The sequence below is a fragment of the Pseudoalteromonas sp. APC 3495 genome (assembly GCF_030407645.1).
Classification (GTDB): Bacteria; Pseudomonadota; Gammaproteobacteria; order Enterobacterales; family Alteromonadaceae; genus Pseudoalteromonas; species Pseudoalteromonas tetraodonis.
In genome coordinates, this window is the sequence record NZ_JASDDA010000009.1 from 56,226 (window position 1) to 70,898 (window position 14,673).

16 protein-coding genes and 1 riboswitch are annotated in these 14,673 nt (G+C 41.5%); of the genes, 5 read left to right on the plus strand and 11 right to left on the minus strand.

Annotated elements, in window-relative coordinates:
- Positions 1 to 6 precede the first annotated feature (6 nt).
- The 6 genes from QL984_RS05705 to QL984_RS05730 all read right to left on the minus strand — a co-directional run bounded on the left by QL984_RS05705 (position 7) and on the right by QL984_RS05730 (position 5,335).
- Positions 7 to 798: a thiazole synthase gene (locus QL984_RS05705; RefSeq protein ID WP_036955835.1), complete on the minus strand. Its 792-nt coding sequence runs from the start codon at positions 796 to 798 to the stop codon at positions 7 to 9.
- 4 nt (positions 799 to 802) lie between these two features.
- Positions 803 to 997, minus strand: coding sequence for a sulfur carrier protein ThiS (thiS, locus tag QL984_RS05710; RefSeq protein ID WP_036955833.1), 195 nt, complete (start codon positions 995 to 997; stop codon positions 803 to 805).
- 7 nt (positions 998 to 1,004) lie between these two features.
- On the minus strand, positions 1,005 to 2,006 hold the full coding sequence (locus tag QL984_RS05715) for an FAD-dependent oxidoreductase (RefSeq protein WP_028834527.1): 1,002 nt from the start codon (positions 2,004 to 2,006) through the stop codon (positions 1,005 to 1,007).
- Positions 2,007 to 2,109: 103 nt separating this feature from the next.
- Entirely contained in the window at positions 2,110 to 4,062 is a 1,953-nt protein-coding gene (thiC, locus tag QL984_RS05720) for a phosphomethylpyrimidine synthase ThiC (protein ID WP_128583435.1), read from the minus strand.
- Between the two features lie 142 nt (positions 4,063 to 4,204).
- Positions 4,205 to 4,311: riboswitch (TPP riboswitch) on the minus strand.
- A 100-nt stretch (positions 4,312 to 4,411) separates the two neighbouring features.
- Positions 4,412 to 4,810: an META domain-containing protein gene (locus tag QL984_RS05725; RefSeq protein WP_013463956.1), complete on the minus strand. Its 399-nt coding sequence runs from the start codon at positions 4,808 to 4,810 to the stop codon at positions 4,412 to 4,414.
- 126 nt (positions 4,811 to 4,936) lie between these two features.
- The gene (locus QL984_RS05730) at positions 4,937 to 5,335 is read right to left on the minus strand and encodes an acyl-CoA thioesterase (RefSeq protein WP_008465083.1); all 399 of its coding nucleotides are present in this window, start codon (positions 5,333 to 5,335) and stop codon (positions 4,937 to 4,939) included.
- A 102-nt stretch (positions 5,336 to 5,437) separates the two neighbouring features.
- Here QL984_RS05730 and QL984_RS05735 point away from each other — a divergent pair, with 102 nt between their 5' ends.
- The gene (locus QL984_RS05735; protein ID WP_036955827.1) at positions 5,438 to 7,537 is read left to right on the plus strand and encodes a TonB-dependent receptor; all 2,100 of its coding nucleotides are present in this window, start codon (positions 5,438 to 5,440) and stop codon (positions 7,535 to 7,537) included.
- Between the two features lie 103 nt (positions 7,538 to 7,640).
- Here QL984_RS05735 and epmA read toward each other — a convergent pair whose 3' ends face one another.
- Positions 7,641 to 8,615: an elongation factor P--(R)-beta-lysine ligase gene (epmA, locus tag QL984_RS05740; protein ID WP_036955826.1), complete on the minus strand. Its 975-nt coding sequence runs from the start codon at positions 8,613 to 8,615 to the stop codon at positions 7,641 to 7,643.
- A gap of 60 nt (positions 8,616 to 8,675) precedes the next feature.
- Entirely contained in the window at positions 8,676 to 9,242 is a 567-nt protein-coding gene (gene efp / locus QL984_RS05745) for an elongation factor P (protein ID WP_010390517.1), read from the minus strand.
- A 40-nt stretch (positions 9,243 to 9,282) separates the two neighbouring features.
- On the opposite strand from efp, the gene epmB reads away from it, so the two are divergent.
- A complete protein-coding gene (gene epmB / locus QL984_RS05750; protein ID WP_024601669.1) occupies positions 9,283 to 10,296 on the plus strand; it encodes an EF-P beta-lysylation protein EpmB in 1,014 nt (337 codons plus the stop codon).
- Here the strand turns inward: epmB and QL984_RS05755 are convergent.
- Positions 10,293 to 10,502, minus strand: a complete 210-nt coding sequence (locus tag QL984_RS05755; protein ID WP_024601670.1) for a hypothetical protein — start codon at positions 10,500 to 10,502, stop codon at positions 10,293 to 10,295. The genes epmB and QL984_RS05755 overlap by 4 nt on opposite strands.
- 116 nt (positions 10,503 to 10,618) lie before the next feature.
- Here QL984_RS05755 and QL984_RS05760 point away from each other — a divergent pair, with 116 nt between their 5' ends.
- Positions 10,619 to 10,909, plus strand: coding sequence for a hypothetical protein (locus QL984_RS05760; RefSeq protein WP_010390514.1), 291 nt, complete (start codon positions 10,619 to 10,621; stop codon positions 10,907 to 10,909).
- Positions 10,910 to 10,964: 55 nt separating this feature from the next.
- On the opposite strand, the gene QL984_RS05765 is transcribed toward QL984_RS05760, so the two are convergent.
- A complete protein-coding gene (locus QL984_RS05765) occupies positions 10,965 to 11,450 on the minus strand; it encodes a DUF3016 domain-containing protein (RefSeq protein ID WP_024601671.1) in 486 nt (161 codons plus the stop codon).
- A 251-nt stretch (positions 11,451 to 11,701) separates the two neighbouring features.
- Between QL984_RS05765 and galE the strand changes: the two genes are divergently transcribed.
- Positions 11,702 to 12,718, plus strand: a complete 1,017-nt coding sequence (gene galE, locus QL984_RS05770) for a UDP-glucose 4-epimerase GalE (protein ID WP_024601672.1) — start codon at positions 11,702 to 11,704, stop codon at positions 12,716 to 12,718.
- A 72-nt stretch (positions 12,719 to 12,790) separates the two neighbouring features.
- Here the strand turns inward: galE and zapE are convergent, their stop codons facing one another.
- The gene (zapE, locus tag QL984_RS05775; protein WP_024601673.1) at positions 12,791 to 13,900 is read right to left on the minus strand and encodes a cell division protein ZapE; all 1,110 of its coding nucleotides are present in this window, start codon (positions 13,898 to 13,900) and stop codon (positions 12,791 to 12,793) included.
- A 58-nt stretch (positions 13,901 to 13,958) separates the two neighbouring features.
- Between zapE and rsuA the strand changes: the two genes are divergently transcribed.
- Positions 13,959 to 14,657, plus strand: coding sequence for a 16S rRNA pseudouridine(516) synthase RsuA (rsuA, locus tag QL984_RS05780; protein WP_024601674.1), 699 nt, complete (start codon positions 13,959 to 13,961; stop codon positions 14,655 to 14,657).
- Positions 14,658 to 14,673 lie beyond the last annotated feature (16 nt).

Sequence of the window (14,673 nt, forward strand, 5' to 3'; positions counted from 1 at the left end):
CTTTCCTTACTGCTGATGCCAAAATGGCATACCCATTGTTGGGGTTGAGGGGGTTGCAACGTCTTTTTCGGGCATTGCTTTGGCATTGTATGCAAAGCGCCCTGCCTCTACCGCAGCTTTAAATGCACGGCTCATAGTCACTGGGCAACCCGCCCCTGCAATGGCTGAATTTAATAATACCGCATCATACCCTAATTCAAGTGCTTGGCAGGCATGCGATGGTAAACCTAACCCGGCATCAACAATTAATGTTGTATTAGGCAGGCGTTCTCTAATGGTTTTTAAATTATAACTATTTAACAATCCTTTACCGGTGCCAATAGGCGCGCCCCACGGCATTAGCACCTCACAGCCTAATTCATTCAAGCGCTGACACAGCACTAAATCATCAGTGCAATAAGGCAGTACTTTAAACCCATCATCAATCAATATTTTTGTGGCTTCAAGTAATGCAAAGGGATCGGGCTGTAAATTATAGTCATCGCCTATTAATTCAAGTTTTATCCAATCGGTAGCAAATACTTCTCGGCACATTTTAGCTAGGTTAATAGCCTCTTTGACGCTGTGGCATCCGGCAGTATTAGGCAGTATTTTTAAACCGGTGTTTTTAATTAATTGCCAAAAATCATTTCCTGCCGCCGCGTTTTGTTGTCGCCTAAGTGATACGGTGACTATTTCAGCACCTGAGGCTTTAATTGATTGCGTCATTATATCTGGTGACGGATATAACGCAGATCCAATTAACAAGCGACTATTGATTGGCTCACCATAAATTGTTAAACAGTCTTTGCTTTGCATAGCACTATCCACCTTGGATAGGTGACAATAACTCAATACTGTCACCTTCATTTATAACAACGTGGCTATGGCGACTCTGAGGAATAAACTCTCCATTTACAGCCACGGCATAAGGCGCCATTGCACCCACGTTTTTTACTATTTCCAGCAGCGTATGGCTAGTCACATTTAAAGGCTCACCATTAATTGTAATGTTCATTTAATACTCACTCTATTTGCGATAATGCTTGTGCCACAAGCGCGGGTGCCAACATATAGCCGTGGCGATACAAGCCATTGATACTGATAACCTTGCTCGTTTTTTTTACCTGTGGGCGATTATCGCTAAACGCTGGGCGTAAGCCTGTTTGAATATTTAATAATCGCGCTTCGGCAAAGCCACTATGAACAGTGTAGGCCGCCGATAATAGTTCAAGGGTTGAGCGCACAGTTGCAGGTCCTGTATCTTGCGATTCGATCTCCGTTGCCCCTATGACATATTCATGATTAGGTTTAGGTGCAATATAAATAGGGTAACGCGGATGCATTAATCGCACAGGCCGCGTTAAGTTAACCTCAGGGGCGTATAACCTTGCCACTTCCCCGCGCACACCTCGAAGTGGCTGATCTTGTTTAGCTCCAAGCCCTCTGCAATCAATAATGTAATCAAACTCTCGATTATTCACTTTATTATCAAAGATGCTGGCGCGTTGATTAAACACAAACTTTACTTTGCGCTTATTTAGCAACCTAAAGCTGGCTTTATAAAAGGCTTGGTTATCTATTTGCGCTTCACCGGGTAAAAATAGCCCTTGATTAAAACGCCCTGTAAGCTCAGGTTCTAAATCCGCTATTTGCTGCGTATTAACCGCTTTGGCACTAAAATTTAGTAACGGCTTTATTCGCTGTGCAAAACTTTGTAAGTCACCTTTATCCTGCGGGTGAGCAACCACTAAGGTGCCCTGCTGTTGAAAGAACACCTCACTGTTTAACTCATCTAAAATAGCAGGCCAGCGAGCAATAGAATCTACTCCCAATAGTGCTAAATCATGTTCACACATAACCGACTCAGCTAGTGGTGCCAGCATAGCCGCCGCCACTTTACCCGCACTATTTTGAGTATGCTCGTCATCAGCTTCAAATACAGTAATACGGTGCTGCTTACTTAATTCAAGCGCCGCCAACCGCCCCGCTAAACCAAAGCCCACCACAGCAATGTCATAAAACATAAACACTCCTACATTTAGCTGCGAGCTGCGGGTCTCTGGCTTCGAGCAACAAGATGTTAAGATAAACATTTCGCTACTCGATGCTCGCAACTCGCAACCTATTTTATATTGCTTTATGGTAAATCTCTGAGCCTGTTTGCTTAAACTCTTCAGATTTAGCTTTCATCTCGGCCTCTACATCAACCATTTTGATTTCAATGGCATCACCCACGTTATTAGGATCAATACCGCGCGCTTCTAGATCTTTGGCGTAGTCGCGTACTTCTTGGGTTATTTTCATCGAACAAAATTTAGGGCCACACATGGAGCAAAAGTGGGCTACTTTTCCTGATTCTTGCGGCAGTGTTTCATCATGGTATTCACGAGCGCGAACAGGGTCTAAACCAATGTTGAATTGGTCGTGCCATCTAAATTCAAAGCGTGCTTTTGATAGGGCGTTGTCTCGCTCTTGTGCACCGGGGTGACCTTTGGCTAAATCGGCGGCATGAGCGGCAATTTTGTAGGTGATAAGGCCTTCTTTAACGTCTTCTTTATTTGGCAAACCTAAATGTTCTTTCGGTGTTACATAACACAGCATGGCACAGCCATACCAAGCTATTTGCGCAGCCCCAATCCCTGAGGTTATATGGTCGTACCCCGGTGCAATATCAGTGGTGAGTGGGCCTAAGGTATAAAAGGGCGCTTCGTCACAATGTTTAAGTTGCTCTTCCATATTGGCTTTGATCATATGCATAGGCACATGCCCAGGGCCTTCTATGAACACTTGTACATCATGCTTCCAAGCTATTTTAGTCAGTTCGCCTAAGGTACGAAGCTCACTAAATTGCGCTTCATCGTTAGCATCGGCAATAGAGCCCGGACGCAGACCGTCCCCTAGTGAAAAACACACATCGTATTGTTTTAAAATTTCACAAATATCTTCAAAGTGGGTGTATAAAAAGTTCTCTTTATGGTGCGCTAAACACCATTTGGCCATAATAGAGCCGCCACGCGACACAATGCCGGTTACGCGTTTTGCTGTCATAGGGACATAGCGCAAAAGCACGCCGGCATGAATAGTAAAGTAGTCAACTCCCTGCTCTGCTTGTTCAATTAAAGTATCGCGGAATATTTCCCACGTTAAGTCTTCAGCTACGCCATTTACTTTTTCAAGGGCCTGATAAATGGGTACAGTACCAATAGGGACTGGCGAATTACGCACTAGCCATTCGCGGGTTTCGTGAATGTAGCGCCCAGTTGATAAATCCATTACGGTGTCGGCACCCCAGCGGGTTGACCACACCATTTTTTCAACTTCTTCCTCAATAGATGAACCAACTGATGAATTACCTATATTGGCGTTAACTTTAACTAAAAAGTTACGACCAACAATCATAGGCTCGGTTTCTGGGTGATTAATATTGTTAGGTAAAATAGCGCGACCACGCGCTATTTCAGCACGCACAAATTCAGGAGTAATAAACTCAGGAATACTCGCGCCAAACGACTCCCCTTTATGCTGCGCAGCTAGTAACTCTTCACGTATTTGCGCACGCCCCATGTTTTCACGTATCGCTACATATTCCATTTCTGGGGTAACTATCCCTTGGCGGGCATAATGCATTTGCGTTACGTTTTTACCCGCTTTTGCACGGCGAATTTTTGGTAAATACTCAAAGCGAATATGATCAAGCCCATCGTCAGCCATACGCTGCTGCGCAAACTGTGAGGTAACTGACTCAAGTACTTCAGTATCACCACGGCTTTCAATCCACTGCTCACGGTATTTATCAAGCCCTTTACGTACATCTAATTCAAAATTAGGATCGGTATACGGGCCAGATGTATCGTAAACACGCAGCGGCTCATTCGACTCATACACAGGGTTTTCATCTGTGCCACCTATGAATGTATCGCTTAATGTTATTTCGCGCATACCTACACGCACGCCTTGCTGGGTTCCTTCAACATACACTTTATGAGAGCTTGGGAATGGTTGACCCGTTAGGTTATAAATATAGTCAGATGCAGCAGCACGGGTTTCGCGGCGCGACGATTTTTTTGTAGTGTTTGACATGACTTACCTCATTGCTTAAGGGTTGTCTTGCCAGATATTCCAATGGAATAGAGAAAGATCGTAAAGTAGCTTTATGCCACTTTGCAGCCTAAATTGACGGGTTTGATTTTGTTGTACGCATAAAAAAAGACGCACAAGCGTCCCGTTTAGGCAGCTTGTTCCCTACGCAGGTATTAACCTGATCAGGTTCACGGATCCCGCTTTCGCGATCTCAGCCTAAATAAAACTTAGGCACTCCGACAAGTAGTTAAATTGTTCGTTGATTTGATAATGTTTTAATCAAATCTGCTATGAGTGTACGCCAGTTGAAAATTCCCCGCAAGGGGCTGTTTTTCAAAATGTGTAAAATTTACTTAGGGATAAACACAAATTTTTGCTCGCCTTGCATCACCAATTTTTGGTCTTGCAGGTTAAGCTCGGCACCTTGCTTAAGCGCTTGTAAAAACTGCTGTTCAAACTCATCCAGTTCAGGGCCGCATGATTTGCGTGTCATTCCTAATTTACTTACGCTCAAGCTGCTATCTTCAAGCGAACCTTCACCAAAAAACTTATTGCATCCGGCAAAGCCATTTATTTGTAGCGCTTCTATAAAGCTCATTGATGCTTTAAAAGATGCGGGAATAGCCAAACCATCAACCTTTGATAATTGCCATTGTGTATATTTTAGCTGCTCAGTGGTAACTGTCCCTGTTGATGCGCAACCAACACATAAACCGATTACAAGCATCGGTATTGCTGCTAATTTCATGTTACTACTAACTTATTGTCTAATTAATGTAATAGTATCAATATTTGTCAGGTTTATCCGTTAAAAATGCATGTTTTAAATGTAAATTTTTGTTCTAAGCTAGTTTAAAAGCAGTGCTATTTGGAATTAAGCAATTGCTTGGAATAAGTTATCTATCTGTGGTGGTAAAAATGGACGACCTTTCTCGTTAACCGACGTACCTATTACTAAGGCATTGAGCATCACTTTTTCGTCTAATTTGCGAACTACCGTTTGTTTAAACGCAAATTTAAGGCGACTAATGCGTACAGGCTCTACTGCTACATAAAATTCATCCGCTGGCTTTAAAGACTGCTTGTAATCCATTTCACTGCGAAGTACCACTAAGTTAATTTTATCTTTGGCAAGTTGTGCAAAATCAACACCCTGTGCGTATAAAAACTCATGACGAGCGTGCTCCAGATAATTAAAATAAACACTATTATTTACAATACCTTGTAGGTCACACTCGTAGTCACGCACTTTAAAGTCTACTTTAAAGGTCATATTAGTAATCCAAATTATTTAACGTATAATTGCCGCGTTTATAGCACAAGTGTTGAAATAATTGCTACCATACAAGTCCCTAAAATGGAGTTAAGTAACCTAATGAATTTACGTTTGTCTTTAATTACAGCCACGTTATTACCACTATTCGGTGCCCCAATCTACGCCAATGCAGATGACACCGACCTAGAGAAAATCATTGTTACTGGTGACTTTCAAAAAGAAAGCATTCAAACGTTAAGTGCCAGCGCAAGTTTATTTTCTGAGGATGAAGTAAATCTCAGAGGGGCTACTTATTTAGATGAAATGCTAGCAAGCGCTGCAAATGTGAATTTTGCTTCAGGCGCCTCGCGCGGACGTTATATTCAAATTAGAGGGGTGGGACTTCGTTCACAATTCGTCGACCCAATTAACCCATCTGTCGGTTTAGTGATTGACGGTATAAATTATTCTGGCCTTGGTGGCAGCTCATTATTATTTGATATTGACCAAGTAGAAATTTACCGCGGCCCACAAGGTACACGTTTTGGCGCCGATGGCATGGCGGGTATGATTCAAATGCAGTCAGCATCTGCTACCAACGATCCTAGTTTAAAATTACATTTAGGTGCTGGCACTTATAACAGCCATGAAGCAGGCGTTGCTGCTAGCACAGGTTTAACCGATGATACCAGTGCACGCGCTAGCTACTTTCGCAGAAAATCTGACGGTTACGTAAACAACCTCTATTTAAATGATGAAACACAAAATCAAGATGAACAAGTTGCCCGCTTTAAATTAAATAGCCAACTCACAGCTCATTTAAATTCAGAGCTAAACCTGCACTATATCGATATCAATAACGGTTATGATGCATTTACCCTTGATAATTCTCGCAACAGTCTTGCTGATCAACCGGGCGAAGATAACCAACAAAGCTATGCTGTTGGCCTTAATAATACTTACACCGGTTTTGACGCCTTTGATGTCAGCTTAAACCTTTCAGCCATTGATACTGAGCTTTTTTATAGTTTTGATGAAGACTGGGTATGTAACGATACAAGTAAGCCGCAATTATGTGCTTCCGGTCTGCACCCCGATGGTTATAGCTCAACAGATATTTATAGCCGCGATCGTGATGATCAAGCGCTCGATCTGCAGTTTAATGGCAAAACAGGTAATTGGGTGGCGGGTATTTACTATCAAAACCGCGATGTTGACCTTGAGCGTCAATATACATGGTTAGCCAATCCATTTGCCTCAACCTATGAAACCAATAACATGGCAGCTTATGGCCAATTAGCCACAGCAATAGGCCCAAAAACTACGCTTATTACCGGTTTACGTGTTGAACAATATCAAGGTGATTACACAGATAGTAACGGTTTTATTGAAGAAACTGACGATATTATGCTCGGTGGCAAGGTTGCACTTGAATACCAAGTTATTGACCGCACCATGATTTATACCAGTATCACGCGCGGTTACAAAGCCGGTGGGATTAATTCAGAAGCGCTAGCAAAAGCAAAAGATGAAGGGTTAAGTTTAGATGCTGATTTTTTCAAACAGCATACTAGCTTTGATCCAGAGTACTTATGGAGTGGTGAGTTTGGTGTTAAAGGCAGCTCATTGGATGATAAGTTTACCCTGCGTTTAGCTGCATTTTATATGCACCGTGACAATATTCAATTAAAGTCGTGGCAAGTATCAGACCAACAATTTACCGGTTATGTCGCCAATGCCAGCTCTGGCAGTAACTATGGTCTTGAAATTGAAGGCAGCTATCAACTAACACCAAACTTATTTATTACCGGAAGTGCCGGATACTTAGACACTAAAATTAATGACTTTGTTACTAAATCTGGTTTAAATCAAGACGGTCGTGAGCAAGCACAAGCGCCTAAATATCAATATGCATTTAGTGCACGCTACAATGTTACTGATGAGTTATATGCTATGTTAGGTGTTGAAGGTAAAGATGATTATTACTTCTCCGATAGCCATAATGCACAAGCTCCAAACACAAACTTAGTGAATGTAAGCATTGGTTACGAAGCCGATATGTGGGCTGTACGCGCATGGGCACGTAATGTGTTTGATGAAACCGTTCCAACTCGCGGTTTTGAATTTGGCAACAACCCGTTAGATGGTTACGCAACCCAAACTTACACACAATTAGGCGAGCCTCGCGTAGCCGGTGTTACGTTTACACTTAATTTGTAATACTGCGACCAGTTGTCAGTTCGAGAATAAAAAAAACACCGCGTTTAATGCAAACGCGGTGTTTTTTTATCTGATAGCTGACCGCTAAAAGCTATTAGCTGCTTTAAGCTCTTGCCACATCAAACGCAATCACCTCTTTTATTTTTTGCTTATTGGTTGCTAGCATCACGAGTCTATCAATTCCCAATGCAACCCCCGCACATTGCTCTAAACCATGCTCTAATGCGGCAATTAAACGCGTATCCATAGGTACTTGTTTTAAGCCATTAGCAGCGCGGTAGGCGTTATCTTGGTTAAACCTTTTTGCTTGCTCTTTGGCATTGGTGAGTTCATTAAAGCCGTTGGCTAACTCCATATTTTTATAATAAAGCTCAAAGCGCCCTGCAACTCGCTGATCGTGCTCACAGATTTGTGCAAGTGCCGCTTGCGATGCGGGAAAGTGATACACAAAACAGGGGATTTCTTGACCAATAGTCGGCTCTACTTTCATACAAAATAATAATTGCAGTAAGGTATCTTTATGAGTCTCGTTTTTAGCAATATCAGCAAAGCCATGTTCGCATGCGAGTTGTTGTAGCTGCGTGATAGAGGCAGTTAATGGATCAAGCCCTAGCGTGCGTTCAAATGCGTGTTGGTAGGTAATCCGCTCTGCAGGCGCAACCTCAAGAATAAGCTGCATCAACTCATCTATTTCATCCATTAAAGCAAATTCGTCAAACCCAGGACGATACCATTCGAGCATTGTAAATTCAGGGTTGTGATGACTGCCCGCTTCTTCATTTCTAAATGCCTTACAAAGCTGGAAAATAGCGCCTGAGCCGGCCGCTAACAAGCGTTTCATCGCAAACTCTGGAGATGTTTGCAAAAACAGGGGAAGCCCACCAGCATGACCTGGGCCGACAAATGTAGTATCAAAGCTGGCTAAATGCACATCGGTTACACTGGCAGCACTTAAACTCGGTGTTTCGACTTCCATTACATTACGCTCATAAAAGAATTCCCGAATGCTGCGCATAATTGCTGCGCGTTGCTTAAGTATTTCTATGCTGGCACTCGGCTTCCAAAGATCTGCTGACATATTTTCTCCAAAAAAAATCCCAGCTTAAGCCGGGATTTAATTAATAAGACGCGTTGCTGCTTACTTAACACGGCTCACGTATTCACCATTACGAGTGTCTACTTTAATCACTTCGCCAATTTGTACGAATAATGGAACACGTACTACAGCACCTGTGCTAAGCGTTGCTGGTTTACCACCCGTGCCTGCTGTATCACCTTTAAGGCCCGGATCAGTTTCAGTGATCTCAAGCTCAACAAAGTTTGGTGGAGTTACAGCAATTGGGCTGCCGTTCCATAATGTAATAGTACATACATCGTTTTCAACTAACCATTTTCCAGCATCGCCCAGTGCTTTTTCGTCAGCAGCGATTTGTTCAAATGTTTCATTGTTCATGAAATGCCAAAATTCACCGTCTGTATATAGGTACGCTAAATCGGTATCCATTACATCAGCACCTTCAACCGATTCACCCGATTTAAAGGTTTTTTCAAGTACCTTGCCAGAGATAAGCTTACGGATACGAACACGGTTAAACGCTTGGCCTTTACCCGGTTTTACCATTTCATTTTCTAAGATACTGCAAGGTTCGCCGTCCATCATAATTTTTAGGCCGCCCTTGAACTCGTTGGTGCTATAATTCGCCATCGTTTCCTCTATTTATATTTTTCGAGTAATCTACGTGCCAATGATACAAAGAAATGAAGCAAATTTGCATAAAAACTGGCAAAAAGAATTAGCAAATGTAGTTACCTGCCCAAAAGTGTTGTTAGAAATGGTTGGTTTATCGAGCCAAGTCCATGAAAACGACATAAAAGCTCGTAGCTTGTTTCCTGTTCGTGTGCCATTGCCTTTTATAAAAAAAATTCGTCATGGCGATGCAAATGACCCTTTATTGCTGCAAGTTATGCCCCGCCATCAAGAGTTTTTGACTAAATCGGGGTTTAATAAAGACCCGTTACTTGAGCAAGATAACAATCAACCGGGTCTGTTACATAAATATAAATCGCGTGTTTTAGTCATGTTTAAAACCGGTTGTGCTGTAAATTGCCGCTACTGCTTTAGACGCCATTTTCCTTATCAAGAAAACCAACTGAATAAACGTAGCCTTATTGATGCATTGAGCTATATAAAATCGGATAAAAATATTAACGAAGTGATTTTAAGTGGTGGCGATCCACTAATGGCCAAAGACGATGCTATTAGCTGGTTTTTAGATGAGCTTGAGCAAATACCACAAATTAAACGCATGCGCATACACAGCCGCTTGCCTGTGGTTATTCCTGCACGTATTACTGAACAATTATGTGAAAGATTAGCAAAGTCACCATTAAAAATTATATTCGTTAATCATATTAACCATGCAAACGAAATAGATAATGACTTTAAAAATGCCATGAACATGCTCAAAAAAGCAGATGTGCTACCGTTAAACCAGGCGGTTATTTTAAAAGATGTGAACGATACAGTTGATGCGCAAATAAACTTAAGTGAAGCACTATTTGATGCGGACGTACTGCCTTATTATTTACACTTACTGGATAAGGTAGAAGGCGCAAGTCATTTTGATATAGATGAGGCGCAGGCCATAAAAATAATGGCAGAGCTTTTAGAAGCCCTGCCAGGATTTTTGGTGCCTAAACTAGTTCGGGAAATAGGAGGTCAAAAAAGTAAAACCCCTATCGACCTCAAATTAGTTTAAACATAAACGTTTACATTATTCCCAAGTGTTGCAGTGACCGACTTAGCCGGTGTTTGCGCACTTGAAGATTGTGTAGCACCTTCAATAAGTGCCAGTGCAGCGGCACCATCAGCTTGCTGTTGCTTTTTAGATAAAGCAGCAGTTAATACTTCTGCGCCTTGGCCTGCACCAGGCATTGTAGGTAGATTTCCACCTGATATATTCATAACTCACACCTGACTTTTAACTGTAATACACGTATTATAGTCGCTGAATTGGTAAATTACTTTACCAACCCACTTAAGTATTTATCGGCAACATTGCACTAAGCTTTAGGAAAACCATGGATTCTATAATTGAACAACTCAACGCCAACTTAAAAATTGTTTACCGTCAGGCACTTGACGCTGACAAAAAACTCGATGAGTTACAACAGCAAGGTCACGGAAAATTTAAAGCCTTATTTGCCGAGGACGCTGGATTTAGTTTCGAAGCTAAACGTTTTAAGCCTTACGTGTTAGACGTTGCCGCTGATGTAGAAAGCTTATCAAGCGACGGTTTGGATGAAGAAAAACTAAAACAAGCGGTTATTAAACTACAAAATTTACTAACGCTGTTAGCGACCTTTAAATAAAAATTAGCGACTTACTTGCAAAGCATCTACCAAAGTAGATGCTTTGCATTATTAGTTAGATACGCGGTAAAATTTGCTCACCAAACCACTCTGTTAATAAGCGTTTTTCATAGTAAAATGCTTCGTCTCGACCCATTTTAATTTTATCCATAAAGCCCATATCTTTTAAGCTCACTTTGTCTTCTTGTGCGACAACACCACTTTCATTACTAAGCACATAGTTAAATTCAATCCGTGGAAAGTGAATGGGTTTAACCACCCGAATTTCGTTAACACCGCCATAGCGCACGTCACCAGCTAAATCTAAATCGGTTACTTCAATTTTTAAACTATAATTTTTAGGAAGCTGCTCACTGAGCTTTGCAAAGTGCTCATCAATATTTTTGGCAATTTGCTTATGGTATGAGCCTTTAGTTTGGTTTGATGGGCGTACATCGCGATAATCATTAAAGTCATGCCATTTAACTTGTGCCTCACCCGCGCAAACAACACTCGGTAGTGCAATAAATATCAACATTGCTATTTTTTTAACTGAGTTCATACGTTTCTCCAACGAGTATGCTGATCATTATAATCAACTAAATATTTTACAAATTGCTATACCTAACTTTAGCAATTACATATGAACTATAACTTAATCTTTCTACTGCGGTGTTATTAAAATTGCACAAAATGTAATCAAAAGTACAGCTTGCGATGTTACGATTGCAAAACAAACAAAATAATACATGTAAAAGCTCAGTATTTATGGTGAAATTAACTTAATTGAACAGAGGTTTCCAAGGAGCATTCATGGCAATTTTAGTAACCGGTGGCGCAGGCTATATTGGCTCACACACCGTTTTAGAACTTTTACAGCAAGGCAGCGACGTTATCGTGATTGATAACTTAAGTAACTCCTCTGAAGAGTCACTTGAAAGAGTGAAAAAAATAACTGACAAAGCAATTACTTTTTATCAAGGTGATATTTTAGATAAACCCTTTTTAGACTCGGTATTTGCCAAGCATACCATTGAAAGTGTGATTCATTTTGCTGGCCTAAAAGCCGTGGGAGAATCGGTCGTAAAACCCATTGAGTATTATCAAAATAATGTACAAGGTACACTAACACTGGTTGATGCTATGCGTGATGCAGGTGTATTCAAACTGGTATTTAGCTCATCCGCCACTGTATACGGCGACCCAGCAAGCTTACCAATACGCGAAGACTTCCCCGTTGGCGGTACAACCAATCCATATGGTACGTCTAAACTAATGGTTGAAATGATGTTGCAAGATATCGCTAAATCAGATAAGCGCTTCGCGTTTGCTATTTTGCGCTACTTTAATCCTGTCGGTGCACATGAGTCAGGCTTGATTGGTGAAGACCCTAATGGTATTCCTAATAATTTATTGCCTTTCATTTCACAAGTTGCGGTTGGCAAATTAAAGCAACTTGCTGTATTTGGCGACGATTATGATACGGTTGATGGTACTGGCGTTCGTGATTACATTCACGTTGTAGATTTAGCCCTAGGGCATTTAAAAGCACTTGATAAAATAGCCGCAGAAACCGGTGCGCTTGTTTATAACCTTGGTACAGGTAACGGCTATTCAGTATTACAAATGGTCAATGCGTTTATTAAGGCTAGCGACCAAGCAATCCCTTATGCGGTGTCACCTCGTCGCCCAGGTGATATTGCAGCCTGTTATGCTGCGCCAGAAAAAGCCCTTAGTGAACTAGGTTGGCAAGCTGAGCGTGGTATTGATGTCATGATGCAAGATACTTGGCGCTGGCAATCAAATAATCCAAATGGATATAAGTCATAAAGGCTTCTTTAAGTTATCAGCTTAAAATTAAAACACCGCATTTAAATTAAATGCGGTGTTTTAATGTTGTACTTACCAATTTTGCATTTCTACAATCCGTGACTGGGTTCGCGCATATTCAAAACTTAACTTTTTACCTTGGTATAACTCGTTTATGTCGGCCTGGGCATTAATTACCAGTAATTTGTGGCAATCGTAAAACTCATCGACTAAGGCAATAAAACGCCGTGCTTCATCATCAAGAGTATGCTCATCCAATTGCTGCTTTTCTCGCTGATAGCTATCTTCTATACCATGCACAATAACCTTACCGGTTGCCTCTTTTCCCATTATTGGCACATTCGCGATATATACTACCGAAAACTGTTCTGCTAAAAACATATAGTCATTGGCGCTGCGAGGACCTGAGCACAATGCCATAAAATCAATCAGTAAAGCATCGTCAGTTTTTAATAAATAGGAGAGTGCTCGGCCATGCACAGTCATTGTATTATCACGCGTTGCTTGAGGGTATGCGGATAAAAACCCAGCCTCAAATTCCGCGTGGGGCAAGTTAATAAAATAATGACGACTGCTTCTAACGTACCTGAAGCGGTGGTCTTCCTCCCCCGCTACGTTAATTACATGACAATGCGCATTTATTAAATCGATAGTTGGTAAAAATCGCGCGCGTTGCAAACCGTTGTAATAAAGTTGCTCGGGTTTTGCGTTAGAGGTTGCGACTAGTACCACGCCTTGTTCAAACAAAGCGTTAAATAACCGAGCCATGATCATGGCATCACCAATATCACTAACAAAAAACTCATCAAAGCACAGTACCTTTATCTCTTTGGCCCACTGTTTAGCTATTATTTGTAGCGGATTTTTATCCCCTTGTAACTTGGCCAATTGAGCATGAATTTTTTCAATAAAGTGATGAAAATGCAGGCGCTGCTTTTTCTCTGTGGGTAAGTTTTTATAAAATAAATCCATCAGCATAGATTTACCCCGACCAACAGGACCGTATAAATATACCCCTTTGATTAACCGTGCTTTTTGCCACCAGCTTGTTGGCTGATTTAATTGCTCACTCAAAGACTGTAACGCACTCACGGCTTGGTGCTGCGCCGCATCAAAAACAAGCTCTCCTAATGAAACTTTGCGGTGGTACAGGCTTAAAATTTCTGTGCTGGGCTCTGTCATGGCATTTCACTATCCGCTATACTCGCGGCCATTGTAGCCGACTAAAAATGTGAACAACATGAAATTTCCTTGCCGTTTAGATAAATTTATTAGCCATTTAGCAGAGTTACCACGCTCAAAAGCCCGTGCGGCAATAAAAAGCCAAGCGGCTAGCGTTAATGGCGAGGTGATCACGGCATTCGACTTTCAAGTTACTCTACAAGATGACGTGCTGTTTTATGACGAGCCATTAGTTTTTTTAGGTAAACGCTACTTTATGCTCAATAAGCCGGTAGGTTATGTATGCGCTAATTCGGATGAGTTACACAAAACCGTATTTGATTTGCTTGATGAGCCAAATTTGAGCGATTTCCATGTTGCTGGGCGTTTAGACATAGACACGACAGGCCTAGTGCTTATTACTAACGATGGCGAGTGGTCACATAAAATTACCTCGCCGAAAAAGAATAAATTTAAAACCTATTTGGTTGAAACCCAAGAGCCGATTACCGATGATGCACTGCAGCAATTACGCGACGGTGTACAGCTTCACAATGAAAAAGATTTAACTCGCCCTGCTATTGCTGAGCGCTTGGGGAATTATGGTTTACGCTTGTCTATTTCTGAGGGTAAGTATCACCAAGTAAAACGTATGCTAGCAGCGGTAGATAACAAAGTAGTTGAATTACATCGTGAACAAATTGCGGGTATAAAGTTAGGTGAAGATCTGGCTGCAGGTGAATACCGCCCACTAACCGCCGCAGAGATAAAACTGTAAGGCTGTTTAGGTATTA